The following is a 15,558-nucleotide window of genomic DNA, read 5'->3' on the forward strand; positions in this document are numbered from 1 at the left end:
GCCATGTCGTCGGTCAAGCGTCCAATCTTCGCCCGCATCTACACCCGGTTCTCGCAGGCCGCCGAGAAGGCCGGCACGGCTGCCCATCGAGACGAGCTGCTCGGCGGCGTCGCCGGTCGCGTGATCGAAGTCGGAGCGGGGAACGGACTGAACTTCACCCACTACCCGTCATCGGTCGTCGAAGTCGTCGCCGTCGAACCGGAGCCGTACCTGAGGGATCGAGCATCCGAGGAGGCTGAGCGCGCTTCGGTGCCGATCACGGTGATGCCGGGGACAGCGGAAGACCTTCCGGCTGACGACGAGTCGTTCGACATCGCTGTCACATCCTTGGTCCTCTGCTCCGTCCTCGACCCGTCACGTGCCCTTCAAGAGATCAAGCGGGTGCTGCGGCCGGGCGGCGAGCTTCGCTTCTTCGAACACGTTCGATCACACGATCATCGGCTGGCTCGCGTCCAGACCGTCGCCGACAAGACGATCTGGCCACGCGTCGCGGGCGGGTGTCACGCAGCCCGCGACACTCGCCAGGCGATCGCCGATGCGGGGTTCGAGATCGACGACGAGCGACGCTTCGACTTCAGACCGTGCTCGCTCGCGTTCCTCACTGCCCCACACATCATCGGACGTGCACGCCGATGACGCTCCCCGCGACGACGGATCATGTGACGCTGGTGTCGGCGGGGCGTCATAGCCGCCCACTCAGCCCGCCTGGAGAGCATCCCAGATGTATCGTCCGCCGGCAGGGCAGGTTGCGGAGTGTTGGCCGCGACTCACTACGCTGTGTGGGACCAACGAGTCGAGAGGTGTGTGCGTGCCGGAGAGCAAACGGAGGCGAAGGCAACGTGGCGGTGGCGAGCTCGAGTCGGCCGTCATGGACGTACTCTGGGATCACGGCGGCTGGATGACGCCGGGCGAAGTGCACGAGGCGATCGGTGACGACCTCGCCTACAACACGGTGTTGACGATCATCTCGAGACTCGCGGACAAGTGTCGGTTGGAGCGGCAACGCGACGGCCGCTCGTACGCGTACCGACCGCTGCAGACCCGCGACGAGTACGTCGCGGCGAGGATGAGCACCGTGTTCGGCGAAGCGAAGGACCGATCGGTCGCGATGGTCGGCTTCCTCGAAACGCTCGGTGACGACGACCGCACGCAGCTGCGACGAATGCTCGACGGACGTCGTCGGGACCGCTGATGATGTTCGCCATCATTGCCGTCGCGGCGGTCGTGCTCGCCTCACTTCCGGTACTGTTTCGCCGCGCCGGGCGACGGCTCCCACCGGCAGAGTGGACCATCCTCTGCGTCGTCGCGTTGGCCGGCGCCGTCGTGCTCGTCGAGTTGGCGTTGCTCCTGGTGGCCGCACCGGTCGCGTTGTCGATCGTGGGTCTCCACTCCTTTGCGGCCGTGTGCGACGAAATGCTCGGCTCCCTTGCCGCCATCGGCCACTGGCTCGGCCCGGTCGCCGCAGCAGCAGCGTTGGTCCTCCCCGCCGCCGTCGTCCATCAATGGCGACGCATCTCTGGTCGATCCGCCGAGCTGTGGATCGAGCCCGGACTCGGTCGGCACGAGTACAGCGACGAGCTCGAACTCGTCGTTCTGCCAACAGTCGCCGCAATCGCCTATTGCGTTGCCCGTCCTCGGGCCCAGGTCGTGGTGTCGGAAGGTCTCGTCCGCCAACTCCCACCCGATCAACTCGATGCGGTCCTGGCTCACGAGCGGGCTCACCTCGCGTGCCGGCACCCCGCGATTCTTCGTCTCGTCGCGACCGCCGCGACGGTGCTGGCGTGGTGGCCGCCGGCACGAGCCTCGGACCGGGTGGCGCGCGCCGCTATCGAGCAGTGGGCCGACGACGTCGCCATCAACGGCGACCATCGCCGCCGGGGTGCCCTGCGATCGGCGCTGTTGGGTCTCGCGCTGGTCGAAGCACCCAGCGGTGTGCCTGCATTCTCGCCTGCCGAGGCCACTGCAGGCCGCGTCGAGGCCCTCGCCGGCCACGGGGCGGCAGGGGCCACGAGAAGGCTGGGCATGTACCTGCCGGGTGCGCTGCTCGGCACGACCGTTGCCGCAACGCTGTTCTCGTGCGTTGCGGCCATCCCGCCGGCACTGGCCTTCATCCGAGAGTGCTGCTCATTCTGAGCACGCACACGATCGGTGGATTCCCCCTACGGATCTCATGACTTCGAGGGCAGCCGACTCGCCAGCGCGAGCCAGTTGTACTTACGACCTGTAGGATTTCGCCGATGTGCACGACGACGAGACCTGTCCGGAGACGACTCGCCGCGGCGACAGGAGTCTTGACGCTCTTGGCACTGGCGAGTGGGTGCGGGTCGGACGACCAGCCCAGTTCTGTCGTCGGCGATGTCGAAGTTGCGCATGTTCACGGACTCGGCATCAACCCCGCCGATGGTGCGCTCATCGTCGCCACCCACAACGGCGCGTTCCGCATCGCGACTGATGCCGACGAGGCACGACCGATCGGGCAGGACCGGCAGGACACGATGGGGTTCACGGTCGCCGGGGCCGACCACTTCCTCGGCTCGGGCCATCCCGACGCCGCGGGACGTGCGGCAGGGCAGCCCGCACTCCTCGGTCTCATCGAATCGACCGATGCAGGCGCGACGTGGACGCCGATCTCGCTCAGCGGTGAGGTCGACTTCCATGCGCTCGCCGCCCGACACGACCAGGTCTACGGCTGGGACTCGGGCACCAGCCGGTTCATGGTCTCGACCGATGGCATCGAGTGGGACATTCGCTCGACAGTCGCAATATTCGACTTCGCCGTCGACCCAGGCGACGCCAACCACATCATCGCATCCGGACCCGACGGCCTCCTCGAGTCGTCCGACGGCGGTACGACGTGGGAAACGATCGATGGCCCACTGGTCGTCACGTTGAGCTGGGATGACTCAGCCGGTCTCTGGGGCGTCGCACCCGACGGCGGCACACACCGCCTCGAGACGTCCGGCTGGGTCTCGGGCGGCACACTGCCCGGCCAGCCACAAGCTCTGCTGGCCACCGCTGACTCCCTGTACGCGGCAGCGTTCGACGATGAGGAACGGACCGGGATCTACCGTTCGACCAACGATGGCGAGACGTGGGATCTGTACTACCGCGACGACTCGTGATCGGTGCCACAGCAGCCGGGAATCATCTCGATTGATAGGCGAACGTGCGGGTGATCTCGTGCGATGGGGTGACGAGACGTGCCGCAACGAGGCGGCGTTGATCGTCGATGTCGAGTTCGGCGAAGATCTGCGAGCCAGGCAGATAGAGGACCAGTCGGTCGGGAGCGCCAGGGTAGAACCGCACGTCGTCCACGTTTCCCGCCGCGTATGGCTCCTGTTGGATGAACGCCGCGCCGTCGAGGCTCACGGTACCTGCGGGCGAACTCGCTCCCGGACCACTCGAGACCGTCTCGGTCACCGTCACGGTGTCGATCGAACGCATCTGCGCGATGACGTCGACCAACACCTCCGGCGCCAGTCGTCCAGGCGGCCGATCGAGCTCAGCGACGTAGGTCCCACCGATCCAGTCGCTCGCCGACGCCGACACGCGCAGTGCGGTCGTGCCATCAATCAGCGGAACACCCTGGGTGAAACAGCCTGGGCCGCATGGCCGTGGAGCCAGGTCGACCTCGATTCCGTCCGGCCCCGCCGTGACGATTGACACCGACGTGTCGCGCTCTGGCCCCGACGGCGTGACGACCAGCACGTCGAGTCGGTCACCGTCGGCGCCGACATACACCGTGAGTTGGCCGGCGAGGCCTGCCTCACGAGTGACCGCCCCCTCCAAGGGCGGCGGCCCGAGGAGCTCCTCGGCTGCGCTGACCGGCTGCGGGGGTGGACCGTTGACCAGGATCGCCGCGACGCCCAGCGCCGCAACGACGACGATCGACTCGACCGTCAGCACCCGGCGCAATGAATGCACACGATCGCTGGACAGCAACCCGACGCGTGCGGTGACGGCCAGAGCGACGGCGACGAGCAACAATGCCGCCTTCGTAGACACCAGACGCCCGTAGCCACCCGACGCCAGGTCACTCCATGACGGCACGAGTCCCCAACCGGCTGCAACCCCGGTCACGCCTGTCACTACGACGAGTGCGACCACCCGCGTTGCGTAGTGGCGCACCATCGGCAGGACGGGTTCGTCGCGACGCCGACGGATCCACGCCATGACCACGACGAACGCCAGCGCTCCCGCCCACGCTGCCGCCGACACGAGATGCAACACGTCGATCGACCAGCCCAGCCATCCGTTCGTCGACGAACCATGCCCCCGTGCCGCCCACGAACCGGCAGCAACGACAAGCGCGACCGCCGCCCAGACCGCCCCGCGCCGAAAACCGATCAGCACCAGTGCAACCGCGAGCGCGTTCAGACACCCCAACAACCAACCGCTGCCCGATGACGCCCGCGCAAGTGACAATCCGACAGCAGCCATCGCCACGATGACCCCGACGGCCACCGTCCGCCGGCGGCCCGGCCGCACCGCGCCGGGTGTGCCGATGGTCAACAGCAGCGTGCCCGCTGCCACTGCTAAGCCGACGAAGAACGCCCACGTCGTGACGATGTCGACGACATCCGTGTCCGTCGCAGAGATTGCCGACGGCAACACTCCAGCCACGTCGCCAATCGCGAACGCGAACTCGCCCGAAGAGCCATGGCCGTCGAGGGCCGAGAACGCCGACCACTCGACCACGAATATCCCGTCCAACCACTCATCGACGGCGACCCGCGCGTCAAGCCCATCGTCGCTGACCTCCGGTGCGATCGTTTCGACACGATCACCCTCGCTCGTAAGGACCGCCACCGCAACGGTCGATGGATCCACCCGCTCGCTGAACTCGAGCACAATGCGATCGGGCCCAGCATCCAACCGCTGCCCTTGCGCTGGCGCCGTTGCGACCAAGAACGAGTGCGCAACTGCACTGTCGGTCCGAAGTGCCAGATTCAGCACCGCAACCCCAAGCAGAATCGTGACAAGACCGACAGCCCGACGCCCGAGTCCACAGCTCATACGCTTCAACGGTCACCCGCCGGACCCACGGCACCATTCACCCCTACATTCTGTAGGGAACTGGGTTGCTCGCCCAAACGGTGGGGCACCGCCATTCCGAAGCTTCGAGCCGAATGTCCCGAGCACCAGGTCGGGGACCGGGTGCTGGGACCCGAACTCTCAGGGCCGATGGACGAGCCGGCGGCAGGTCCATGCGGCCGAGGGCGTCGCCGTCCGGTCTGTTCTCGCAGGCAGCGTGGGGACCTGCAAGTGCGTCGAGCGCTCCCGGATCGCATATCGCGCCACCCGTTCGCTCGACGACATGGATGTCCAGGCGCGGATCTGACAGTCCCGGCGGACGTGCTGTTCGTGTCGGCGACTGGCGGACATGGCGATCGTGTCGATGCAGCGCACCGAAGAGGTTGAACTCCATCTCGCGGAGCTGATGAAAGGGCATCGACAAGTTCCGATCGGATCGCAGTCGACGTCGAGCAGCCTTGACGGTGGGTTGGCTCATCGGCGGCGCACGCTGTTGAGGACGAAGCGGCTGTTGGGGAGAGTGGGGAGGTTGCGGTGGCTGATTCGGAGATCTTGGGGTGGCACCGTGTAGTCGATGGTACGGGTCAAGATTTCCACGGCGACCTTCATGGTTTCGATGGTGATCCATTCGCCGGGGCAACGGTGGCCGTGTGCGTGGTCTCCGCCGCCCTGGGGGACCAAGCTGAACGGGTCTTCGTCCCAGTGACGGAACCGCTCGGGTTCGAAGGTGTCTGGTTTGGGCCAGAGTTCGTCGTGGTGATTGGTGCCGTAGAGGTCGTAAAGAACGAGGCGTCCTCGGGGAAAGTGAACGCCGCGCCAGTCGAACGGTTGGCGCACGCGGGCGGCGGTGAACGGGAAGAACGAGAACGTTCGGCGGACTTCTTGTACGAACCATTCGACGGTGTCGTCGTCGGTCCGTAGACGTTCTCGCCACGCGGGGTGCGAGTGGAGAGCAACGGCGGCGAACACGATGAACCGATCGATCGCCACGGTGGGTCGAAGGATGTTGATCAGTTCGACGGCGGCGACGTGTCGGTCGAGCAGCCTGCCGTCGCTGTCGCGGTGGGTGGCGATGGTGTGCAGGGCCCGTTCAGGAGAGCTGTGGAGGGTTCCGTTGCGGACGGCGCCGATGAGTCCTTCGGCCCACCGATCGATCTGGGTTCGGGCGCGCCGTCCGCGCCAGTGCGATGGCCCGATGCGGGCGGCGCTGTCGATCAGGTGGTGGAGCTGGTCTGTGCGATGCGGGACCTCGTCGTCGTCGATCGGTACCCCGGCCCAGTCGAACACAGCGCGGCACAGGAGTTGGCCTGCCTCGTCGTACAGGACGACCGGCGCTTCGCTTCGCTCCCATCGCGTGGTGGCTTCGTTCCAGCCGATCCGGGTTCGTTCGGCCAAGTCGGCGACGGCAGCAGTCGACATGAGGGACAAGAACATGGACTTGCGGTGATGGTGGGCGTGGTCGTCGAGTCCTTGGACGCCGCCTTCGCCGAACAACGTGCGTCGGGCACGGCGTGGGGCGACTCCGGCACGCTCGAAATGGTTCTGGTCGTAAAAGACTCGGCCGGCTTCGGCGCCGCGCATGCATGTCACGGGAACACCGAGCAGACGGGTTCGGAACGCGTCGGCGTCGCGGCGGTTGCACTCGCGGCCGATGTAGTCGTAGCCGTGGAGCAAGAAGCCGAGGGTTCCCTGTGGAGATGGTGAGTGCATGTTAAAGGTGCCTGCTGTTGTCTCGGGTTTCGTGGGCAGAGGGCATGTGCGACGGCAGCACCGTTCACGATGCCCAGTTGGGACGTGGCGCAGTCACTCAGCTCAGGACTGCCGAGGTGAAGACGTATAGGACGAACCCGGCGATCAGCGCGAGGGTCGAGCGGTGACTGTCATCGGTCTTTTCGTGGGCCTCGTGAATGACGTCCTCGAACGCGGCGACGGTATACAGGCCGGCGGCGACGGTGAGTGCACTGTACTGCCACGCTTCAGGGCGGCCCCGAAGGACGAGGAAGCCGACCAATGCAGCAGCAACGGCGGGGATGATGAACGCGGCGGTGAGCCAGAGCCGGGTGGTCCGCGGGGTGTCGTTGGCTCGAAAGGTGGTCAACGATGCGAAACCTTCGGGGATGTTGGCCATGATTTGACCGATCGCGAGGGTGATACCGAGATCGGCGGAGACGGCGGTGCCGGCACCGATGAGCAAGCCGTCACCGAACAGGTCGGTGGCTGCGGCCAGATAGATCATCCATACCCGGCCGGATCCTTCGGTGCGCTTGTCGATCAACAGCTGTGCCGCGACGTAGCCAAGCCCACCGATGGCGAACGCGATGCCGACCATCCAGCGGGACACGCTGTCGAGCGCTTCGGGGAACACTTCGATGGCTGCGATCGCGATGACGATTCCGGCGGCGGCATGAAGCGACCAGTTCAGCCATCTCTCGGAACTCGGTGAGAGTTCGGCGATGAGACCTCCGGCGGCGACACCGACGCCGGGAAGCAGGGCCAACAGCAGGACGGTCAACAGATCAGACACGTTCGTTCTCCTCGGCTGACTCGACTGTGATTGTGGAGTCGTCGCGAAGCGAAGTGAACACGATGAGAGCCACGCCGACGGTCAGGGCGACGTCGGCGAAGTTGAAAACCGGCCACCAGCCCAGATCGAAAAGATCCACCACACTGCCGCCGACCAGGCGGTCGGTGAGGTTGGCGATACCGCCACCGACGAGCAGTCCGGCCCCGACCGGTCCGCCCATATAACCGCGCCAGGCCGCGACAGCGATCGCGACGACGGCCACGCCGGTGAGTGCGGCGACAATGGCGAAAGGTTGGTCGGCACCGATGCCGAACGCCACGCCGGAGTTCTGGGTCGCCCGCACGGTGATGACGCCGAGATCGACCGGATCGGTCAGCCACCGCACCGCCGCCGCCTTGGCCGCCAGATCGGCGATGATCGTCGCGGCAGCGACAATGAGGAGTTGGCGGTGCAGAAAGTTCATCGGGCCATGCGGGTGCCGTTGAGGATGACCGCAAGCTCAGATATTTCGTGAGCGAGCACGGCGACGGGCAAGGCGATGATCCCGAACAACGCCGTGGGGACCAGCACTGCGAGGATCACCAACGACAAAGCCAGGTTCTGGGTGACGACACGGCGCGTGCGGCGCCCGGTGCTGATCGCGGTGGTGAGCTTGGCGAGGTCGTCGGCCATGAGTGCAACGTCTGCAGTCTCGAGAGCGATGTCGCTGCCGGCGGTGCCCATCGCGATGCCGACCGACGCAGCCGCCAGCGGCGGGGCGTCGTTGATGCCGTCGCCGACCATCGCAACATGCTCGTAGCGGTCGACCAGGTCTCTGACGCGAACAGCCTTGTCCTCGGGGCTGAGGCCAGCGCCGATCTCGTCGATGCCTGCCTCGGAACCGATGGCGGCAGCGGTGCGTGGGTTGTCGCCGGTCAGCATGACGATGTGTTCGATGCCGAGATCGCGCAGTTCGGTGATCGTCGCTGTGGCCCGGGGACGAAGTGTGTCGGCGACACCCAAAACACCGAGAACTCCGTCAGGTTCGGCGAGCACCACGGTGGTGTTGCCGGCCGCCTCGAGGCGCTCGATGAGGTCACTGATCGTGTTGAGATCGTGGCCTTGGCCGGTGACATAGGCAGGGCTGCCGATAGTGAGTTCGGTGCCATCGACGCTGGCGTGGACGCCGCCGCCGACGGCCGCGGTAAAGCTGTCGGGTTCGGGCACCATGAGGTCGCGCTGGTCGGCGGCAGACACGATGGCCCGGGCGATCGGGTGCTCGGAGCGCCGTTCAGCAGCGGCCGCCAAGACGAGCAGCTCGTTGTCGGTGAGGGTGCCCGTCGGATGGAGCTCGGTGAGCTCCGGCTTGCCACGGGTGAGGGTGCCGGTCTTGTCGAGGGCTATGGCGCGGAGGCGGCCGAGCTCTTCGAGGTAAACGCCGCCCTTGATGAGCACACCAGAGCGGCTGGAGCGGCCCATCGCGGCGACGTAGGTGACCGGGATCGAGATGACGAGAGCGCAGGGTGCAGCGGCGACCAACACCGTTGCTGCGCGCAGCGCCCACTCACCCCACTCGCCGCTCACGGCGCCCCCGACGATCAGGATCAGGACTCCGGCGGCGAGCACGGCGGGTGAGTACACGCCGGTGAAACGCTCCATGAACCGCTGGCCCTGCCCTTTACTCTCTTGGGCTTCGGTGACCAGCTCGACCACCCGAGCAAGCGTGTTCGTTGCCGACGTGGCCGTTGCTTCGACGACGAGCGCACCGTGGCTGTTGGCGGTACCGGCAAACACCTTGTCGCCGGCCGTCTTGTCGACCGGAATCGATTCACCCGTGACCGCAGCCTCGTCGATCGCCGAGGCACCCTCCGCCACGACGCCGTCGGTGGCGACGTTCTGACCCGGACGGACCAAGAACCGGTCGCCGACTGCCACCTCATCGACATCGACGTCACGCTCGTTGCCACCGGCATCGACAACGGTCACCCGGCGTGGAGCGAGATCCAACAGCTTGGCGATCGCATCGCGAGTGCGATCCTCAGTGAACTCCTCCAGGGACTCCGAGATCGAATACAAGAACGCGAGGGCAGCCGCCTCGGACCACGCGCCGAGAGCACCAGCGACGACCGCAGCAACCGTCATCAGCAACTCGATGCCGATCTCGCGCTCGCTGATCAGCTCCTCGATCGCCTCGGCAGCAAAGAACCGCGCACCCACGAGCGCGGCGACGATGAACAGCACCGTCGACACCGCACCCGGGGCACCGACCGGCCCGGCCAAATAGCCGGCCGCAATCAGCAGACCGCTGCCCGCCGACCATCGCACCTCCCGAGACCGCCACAGCGCCGGCAACAACGCATCAGCGCCAGACGGGACCTCACCGGGAGCGAGATCCGCTGCCACATCGGAACTCATCGATCGTCTCCCGTGCGGTAGTTGCGACACAGCGCCACGTGCTGACCCACCTCAGTGAGCAATACCTCTGCGTGCCGAAGCAAATCGATCACGGCCGGGGTAGCGATCCGATAATGCACCGATCGGCCCTCGGGCCGGTCGAGAACCAACCCGCATTCCTTCAAACAGGCCAGATGCCCCGACACATTCGACTGCGAGCACCCGAGTGTCTCGACAAGGTCCACGACCCGCCGTTCACCGCCCAGGAGCTCGCCCAAGATCGCCAGCCGTGTCGGATCGCCAAGCCCACGAAAGAGCTGCGCCGCTACTCCAATATCGGAACTCGAGTCGATTGCCATTCATGCCTTCCCATCGGTGTGTGCCGATGATACCGCCATCTGGCCATACATTAAACTGTCGCCACGGGAGTGCGCAGACGGCCGTCGACAGTACTGTGGCCGCGGTCTCCTGCGCAGCAGCGAGCAAGCAGTCGCCGTGACATGAAAGTCGGCATGTGCCCGGTAGTGAAGCAAAGACCACGTTGACGAACGCACGCCACACACCACACGTGGCACGTCCCACCGTTGCGGGCCGCGGCCACCAGCGCTCAGAGAGTTTGACCGCACGTTGGGTCAATCAGCGCGAGGTCGTCGGGGCGGTCGCCCGACGCGTTGGCGCGGGTGACCGAGGATGCTGCCGACCCCGGCGGGGTGATCTTCGCGGCCTCGGCGATCGCTCCGATCGCGAAAACCCTCGGCGAACGCCTGGCGGATTGCGTCGTCGCGGGCTACAAGGACGTGATCGAGCGCAGCCCGCCGCTGTTCGATGTCGTTCACCGCGGAGGCGACGTCGTCCAAGCCCACGATCGCGACTTACTGACCACTTCACGGCCGAAATGCAACCAACCTTGTATTGGAATCGTTCGGGCCCTAGGTGGCGGGACCGACGACGCAGCTAGGTGCTGCAGGCGAATCGACCTCGACCGAGGTCCTATGACGTGTCGAGTAGATGATCGGTGTCTCGGGTAGGAGTGCGGTCATGGACGAGACTCGATCAATACGCGACAGCGAAGCACCTGACGAACTGGAAGTGGAGCGGACCCACGTCAGTCCGGACAGAGAAACGGGCGACGAGAACGCCGAGGACCATTCGGCTGCCGGAGGTGTTCACATGAGCTACCTCCGGTTCGGGGCGATGATTGCCACTTCCACGATCGTGATGTTCGGGCTGATGTACCTCAACACGTACGCGTGGGACCACGTCAGGTGGAGTGAGACGCGCGCCTACATGGCAGTAGTGATGGGCGCGACGATGGCCGTCATCATGCTTGGTTTCATGCTCAGCATGTACAAGAGCACCATGGTCAACGTCGGGATCGTGGCCGCTGCCGTCCTGCTGTTCGCAGGATCGCTCTGGTTGGTCCGCAGCCAGACGACGGTTCAGGATCGGTCCTACATGCGGGCGATGATCCCGCACCACTCGATCGCCATCTTGACCAGCGAGCGCTCGGAGCTGGCCGACTACCGAGTGTGTGAACTCGCTGTCGAGATCATCGAGGCCCAGCGCCGCGAGATCGCAGAGATGGACTGGCTGATCGAGGACATCGGGGAGAAGGGGGCCGTCGCGACCGCGGCCGAAGCCGAGGAGCGCCCCGTCCCCGACTTCACCGGTACCAGCATTCGAACGTGCGGTTGACCGGCCATGGCTTGAGACGGCGGGCCGGCCGCGCGGTGCCAAGCGCGGGCCCCGTCCGGCCCGACGACCGCATGTTGGTCGTCAGCGGCTCGTCTGCAGCTGATTGCCGGCCGCCGTCCAGGCGTTCATGCCGCCCTCGAGGTCGACGATGTTCGTATAGCCGAGATCGACGAGGGTGTCGGTTGCTTGCGCCGACATGTTGCCCGATCGGCAGTAGAGCGCGATCGGTGCGTCGAGATCGGCCGGCAAGTCGTCCCACTCGCCGATCTCGTCGAACGGAACGAAGGCGTCCGTGCCGCCGATGTGTCCCTCGTACGGGATGTGCACGTTCACCAGCACAGGGGAGGGCTCGGAGTCGACGGAGTCGACGAAGTCGTCGACGTCGAGGAGTCGGCTTGGCGAGGCGGTCACCACGGTGTCAACAGCCGTGTCCACGCTGCCCTGGTCGGTGTCGTCACCGCCGCATGCGACTGCACCCAGTGAGAGCGAGGCGCCCAGGGCCGCGAGCCGCCAGCGAGAGATCACGTACGACATGGCGTCTCAGGATACTGCGGTCGGTGCTTGCGGGCCGGTCGTAGACATGCCGCTCGGGGTTCAGCGGAGGAGTGGGCGGAACGGGATTGGGGTGAGACCGAGTCGGGCTGACGGCCCGCATGCGATGTCGACTAGTGGGTATGCGTTCACTGCGGTGTCGCCGGGCCGCGCCTCGAAGTGAAGATGGTCACCGCGAGCGTTGCCGGTTTGGCCCACGTAGCCGATCACCTCGCCGGCTTGCACCACACGGCTTTCGCCTGCCCAATCGTCGAGGTGTGCGTAGTAGAACCGCTCACCGGTCGGGGCCGTCAGCCAGATGGCGTTGCCGCCGAGGTTGCTGCGTTTGAACTCGGCAGATCCGTCGCGCACCGCGACCACCGGGGTCGCGTGATCGGCCTCCATGTCGACGCCTTCGTGTCGGCGTCCCGACGAGCGGGCGTCGCCCCAGCTGTCGATGAAGCTGTTCGGGCCGGCGACCGGGCATGCGTCGAGCGGCGCGACCGTGGCTGATTCCGATGACGATGGTCGTTCGTGCGCGTTCGCAACGTGGGGTCCGAGCAACGAGATGACCAGTCCGGTGAGAGCGGCGATGTAGTGCTTCCGTGTCGAAGGCATCCGGGTATGTTACGGTTGGATGTCGGTTGCGCAACGGAATTATGACGACCACTGGGGTGTCGCGTGGAATCTCTGCCGCCAGGGTGTCGAGATGCGATGCCGCCGCCCGCCAGTTCGGGCAGTCGTCGAAGTAAGCAGCATCACGTCCACACCCACCAAGCGCAGCGGTCCCACTCAGAACCAGTCCTACTTCTAGACACCTGCGCGCAGCCCCACCATCTCTCGGGGTCCATCATGTGGTCGACAACTCCTCATGGCGCGGTCTGGTGCCGGTGCTGGGCGGTGGTCAGCTGTTGATGGCACGTCGGCGAGCAGAACCAGAGCTGTCTCGTGTCGATGACTATGGTCGGCGTGGTGGGTCCGGGGGTGATCCGCATGCCGCAGACCGGGTCGACGACGCAGACGTCGGGTTCACAGAGCATGACCTTGTGGACGCTCACCGGTTCGCGAAGGCCGCGGACGGGAGTGGGACCGAGGGGTTCGACAGCCCAGCCGGCCATTGACGCCGCCCGTGCGGGCGGGTCGGTCATCCGCAGCTCGCCGGCCGTGGCGAGGGCGGCGAGTCGGGATGCAAGGTTGACGGTGGCGCCGAGCACGTCGCCGTCTCGTTCGACAACCGGTCCGGTGGTGGCACCGCCGGTCAGCTCCGGTGTGCGGTCGTAGTCGTGGAGCCGAACGCTCACGGCGTGCGCGACCTCAACTGCATCCTCGGGGCTGGACATTCGGAGGAGCACGCCGTCTCCGAGGGTTTTGACGATCCGGCCGCGTCCGGCGACTGCATGTTCGACGGCGTCGACGAACAGGTCGACGATGGCGACGGCGGTGTCATCACCGTGGGTGTCGTTCAGCGCGGTGAACGACGTGAGATCGAGGAACATGATCGTGGGGACGTTCGGCCCGGTGTCGTGTGCGCCATCGCGACCGGTCCGGCTCGGCGGGTCAGGCATGGACGACCTCGAACGTCGAAGTTGCCTCGGTGTCGGCGGTGTCGCTCCGAAGGCGGCGGCGGACTCGGAGACCGTTGGCGATGACGACGATCTCGGCGAGCTCGTGCGTGGCGACCACGGCGCCGAGCCCGAGCCATCCGAGCCCGGCGACCGGGATCAGCACGGCCACGATGAGCCCGGACAGCACCAGGTTCTGGATCATGATCCGACGGGTACGGACGGCGTGGTCGATGACGTCCGGGAGGTGGGTGAGCCGGTCGCCCATGATCGCGATATCGGCGGCTTCGATTGCGATATCGGTGCCTGCTGCGCCCATGGCGATGCCGACGCGGGCGGTGGCGAGGGCGGGAGCGTCGTTAATGCCGTCGCCGACCATCGCGACGGCCCCGTGTTTGCTGAGCTGTTCGATGGCCGTCGTCTTGTCGGCCGGGAGCAAATCGGCGCGCACATCGTCGATGCCGCCCTGGGAGGCGAGCGCGGCGGCGGTGGCAGCGTTGTCGCCGGTCAGCATCACAACTCGCAAACCACGCAGGTGCAGTCCTTCGATCACGTCAGCGGCTTCTGAGCGCAGCTCGTCGCGCACGGCGATCGCCGCAGCCGTGTCACCGTCGATCTCGACCAGGACGACCGTCGCACCGTCGCGTTGCAACCGGGCGACGTCGCCGGCGAGCCCGCCTGGGTCAACGAACCCAGGCTTGCCGACTCGCACGGTCTGACCGGCGACGGTGCCGGTGATGCCGTACCCGGCGACGGTGTGCACTTGCGACGCCGGCAGCAGTCCGGGTGTGGCGTTCACGATCGCAGTGGCGAGGGGATGGTCGCTCGACGACTCCACCGCGGCGGCGACCGCCAACGCACGGTCGCGATCGATACCGGGCTTGGTGACGACGTCGACCACGGTCGGCCGGTTGCGGGTCAATGTGCCGGTCTTGTCCAGTGCGATCACCCGGACCGTGCCGAGCGCTTCGAGCGCGGCGCCGCCCTTGATCACGACGCCCGCCTGCGTGGCGGCGCCGATCGCCGCGAACACCGTGACCGGCACCGAGATCGCGAACGCACACGGCGACGCCGCTACCAGTACGACGAGCGCCCGCTCGATCCACAAGCTCGGCTCGCCGGCGAGCGAGCCGACGATTGCGATCGATGCGGCGACGACCAAGATGCCGGGCACCATCGGTCGGGCGATCCGATCCGCGAGCCGCTGGGCTTTGCCCTTGCGATCTTGGGCTTCTTCGACGGCCCGCACTATCCGCGCCAGGGTGCTCTCGCCGGCCGGTGCGGTCGCTTCGATCTCGAGCACCCCACCGCCGTTGATGCTTCCCGCCAGCACCCGGCTGTCGATCTCGACGTCGACCGGCATCGACTCGCCCGTCACGGCCGACACATCGAGGGACGAACGGCCCTCGATCACGATGCCGTCGGTCACGAGCCGTTCTCCGGCCCACACCACGATCCGATCCCCGACCTCGACCTCCGATGACGGGACCTCCACGGTATCGGTGCCGCGACGCAGCCGGGTGGTTTCGGGTACCAGCGAGAGCACCGCCCGCAAACCCTGCCGCGAGCGGGTTACGGCCCAGTCCTCCAACGCCTCGGAGATCGAGAACAAGAACGCCAACGACGCCGCCTCGCCCCACTGCTCCAGCATGACCGCCCCGACGAGCGCGATAGACATGAGCAGCCCGACACCCAACCTGCCATGCCTCAGATTGCGGACCGCACCGGGCAAGAAGGTGGTACCGCCGGCCGCGATCGCGACCACGAACGCCGCCCACCCTGCCGTCTCGAAGTCGGAGAGCTCGAGACCGACCCCGAGCAGCCACGCCACCGCAGCGA

Annotated in this window: 15 protein-coding genes; 5 read left to right on the forward strand and 10 right to left on the reverse strand. The window is 66.5% G+C overall.

Annotation, left to right across the window (positions count from 1 at the left end):
* Positions 1 to 3: 3 nt before the first annotated feature.
* From R8G01_16880 to R8G01_16895, 4 genes are all read left to right on the forward strand, one after another.
* On the forward strand, positions 4 to 636 hold the full coding sequence (locus R8G01_16880) for a class I SAM-dependent methyltransferase (protein MDW3215677.1): 633 nt from the start codon (positions 4 to 6) through the stop codon (positions 634 to 636).
* 85 nt (positions 637 to 721) lie between these two features.
* Positions 722 to 1,192 (forward strand): BlaI/MecI/CopY family transcriptional regulator, encoded by a 471-nt coding sequence (locus R8G01_16885; protein MDW3215678.1) that lies wholly within the window; start codon positions 722 to 724, stop codon positions 1,190 to 1,192.
* A complete protein-coding gene (locus tag R8G01_16890; protein ID MDW3215679.1) occupies positions 1,192 to 2,133 on the forward strand; it encodes a M56 family metallopeptidase in 942 nt (313 codons plus the stop codon). The genes R8G01_16885 and R8G01_16890 overlap by 1 nt, the downstream gene beginning before the upstream one ends.
* A gap of 158 nt (positions 2,134 to 2,291) precedes the next feature.
* Positions 2,292 to 3,122 carry a hypothetical protein gene (locus tag R8G01_16895; protein ID MDW3215680.1) on the forward strand — a complete coding sequence of 277 codons (831 nt, stop codon included), beginning with the start codon at positions 2,292 to 2,294 and terminating at the stop codon, positions 3,120 to 3,122.
* A 22-nt stretch (positions 3,123 to 3,144) separates the two neighbouring features.
* Here R8G01_16895 and R8G01_16900 read toward each other — a convergent pair whose 3' ends face one another.
* From R8G01_16900 to R8G01_16925, 6 genes are all read right to left on the reverse strand, one after another.
* On the reverse strand, positions 3,145 to 4,614 hold the full coding sequence (locus R8G01_16900; GenBank protein ID MDW3215681.1) for a CopD family protein: 1,470 nt from the start codon (positions 4,612 to 4,614) through the stop codon (positions 3,145 to 3,147).
* A gap of 894 nt (positions 4,615 to 5,508) precedes the next feature.
* Positions 5,509 to 6,744, reverse strand: coding sequence for a cytochrome P450 (locus R8G01_16905; GenBank protein ID MDW3215682.1), 1,236 nt, complete (start codon positions 6,742 to 6,744; stop codon positions 5,509 to 5,511).
* A gap of 97 nt (positions 6,745 to 6,841) precedes the next feature.
* Complete coding sequence (locus R8G01_16910) at positions 6,842 to 7,546, reverse strand: hypothetical protein (protein MDW3215683.1); 705 nt, start codon at positions 7,544 to 7,546, stop codon at positions 6,842 to 6,844.
* Between the two features lie 4 nt (positions 7,547 to 7,550).
* Positions 7,551 to 8,021 (reverse strand): signal peptidase II, encoded by a 471-nt coding sequence (locus R8G01_16915; protein MDW3215684.1) that lies wholly within the window; start codon positions 8,019 to 8,021, stop codon positions 7,551 to 7,553.
* Entirely contained in the window at positions 8,018 to 9,952 is a 1,935-nt protein-coding gene (locus R8G01_16920) for a heavy metal translocating P-type ATPase (protein ID MDW3215685.1), read from the reverse strand. Before R8G01_16920 ends, R8G01_16915 begins: the two co-directional genes overlap by 4 nt.
* On the reverse strand, positions 9,949 to 10,290 hold the full coding sequence (locus R8G01_16925; protein MDW3215686.1) for a metalloregulator ArsR/SmtB family transcription factor: 342 nt from the start codon (positions 10,288 to 10,290) through the stop codon (positions 9,949 to 9,951). Before R8G01_16925 ends, R8G01_16920 begins: the two co-directional genes overlap by 4 nt.
* 811 nt (positions 10,291 to 11,101) lie before the next feature.
* On the opposite strand from R8G01_16925, the gene R8G01_16930 reads away from it, so the two are divergent.
* Entirely contained in the window at positions 11,102 to 11,626 is a 525-nt protein-coding gene (locus R8G01_16930; GenBank protein ID MDW3215687.1) for a DUF305 domain-containing protein, read from the forward strand.
* 81 nt (positions 11,627 to 11,707) lie between these two features.
* Here R8G01_16930 and R8G01_16935 read toward each other — a convergent pair whose 3' ends face one another.
* The 4 genes from R8G01_16935 to R8G01_16950 all read right to left on the reverse strand — a co-directional run bounded on the left by R8G01_16935 (position 11,708) and on the right by R8G01_16950 (position 15,550).
* On the reverse strand, positions 11,708 to 12,160 hold the full coding sequence (locus tag R8G01_16935) for a rhodanese-like domain-containing protein (protein ID MDW3215688.1): 453 nt from the start codon (positions 12,158 to 12,160) through the stop codon (positions 11,708 to 11,710).
* Positions 12,161 to 12,220: 60 nt separating this feature from the next.
* Positions 12,221 to 12,775, reverse strand: a complete 555-nt coding sequence (locus R8G01_16940) for a M23 family metallopeptidase (protein ID MDW3215689.1) — start codon at positions 12,773 to 12,775, stop codon at positions 12,221 to 12,223.
* A 251-nt stretch (positions 12,776 to 13,026) separates the two neighbouring features.
* Positions 13,027 to 13,722 (reverse strand): adenylate/guanylate cyclase domain-containing protein, encoded by a 696-nt coding sequence (locus R8G01_16945; GenBank protein ID MDW3215690.1) that lies wholly within the window; start codon positions 13,720 to 13,722, stop codon positions 13,027 to 13,029.
* Positions 13,715 to 15,550, reverse strand: coding sequence for a cation-translocating P-type ATPase (locus tag R8G01_16950; protein ID MDW3215691.1), 1,836 nt, complete (start codon positions 15,548 to 15,550; stop codon positions 13,715 to 13,717). Before R8G01_16950 ends, R8G01_16945 begins: the two co-directional genes overlap by 8 nt.
* Positions 15,551 to 15,558 lie beyond the last annotated feature (8 nt).

The organism is Ilumatobacteraceae bacterium (genome assembly GCA_033344875.1).
In the GTDB taxonomy this organism is placed as follows: domain Bacteria; phylum Actinomycetota; class Acidimicrobiia; order Acidimicrobiales; family Ilumatobacteraceae; genus Ilumatobacter.

Coding starts and splice junctions, on each gene's coding strand:
- R8G01_16880 (MDW3215677.1), top strand. CDS start 4: ATGTCGTCGGTCAAGCGTCCAATCTTCGCCCGCATCTACACCCGGTTC.
- R8G01_16885 (MDW3215678.1), top strand. CDS start 722: ATGTATCGTCCGCCGGCAGGGCAGGTTGCGGAGTGTTGGCCGCGACTC.
- R8G01_16890 (MDW3215679.1), top strand. CDS start 1,192: ATGATGTTCGCCATCATTGCCGTCGCGGCGGTCGTGCTCGCCTCACTT.
- R8G01_16905 (MDW3215682.1), bottom strand. CDS start 6,744: ATGCACTCACCATCTCCACAGGGAACCCTCGGCTTCTTGCTCCACGGC.
- R8G01_16915 (MDW3215684.1), bottom strand. CDS start 8,021: ATGAACTTTCTGCACCGCCAACTCCTCATTGTCGCTGCCGCGACGATC.
- R8G01_16920 (MDW3215685.1), bottom strand. CDS start 9,952: ATGAGTTCCGATGTGGCAGCGGATCTCGCTCCCGGTGAGGTCCCGTCT.
- R8G01_16925 (MDW3215686.1), bottom strand. CDS start 10,290: ATGGCAATCGACTCGAGTTCCGATATTGGAGTAGCGGCGCAGCTCTTT.
- R8G01_16930 (MDW3215687.1), top strand. CDS start 11,102: ATGAGCTACCTCCGGTTCGGGGCGATGATTGCCACTTCCACGATCGTG.
- R8G01_16935 (MDW3215688.1), bottom strand. CDS start 12,160: ATGTCGTACGTGATCTCTCGCTGGCGGCTCGCGGCCCTGGGCGCCTCG.
- R8G01_16940 (MDW3215689.1), bottom strand. CDS start 12,775: ATGCCTTCGACACGGAAGCACTACATCGCCGCTCTCACCGGACTGGTC.
- R8G01_16945 (MDW3215690.1), bottom strand. CDS start 13,722: ATGCCTGACCCGCCGAGCCGGACCGGTCGCGATGGCGCACACGACACC.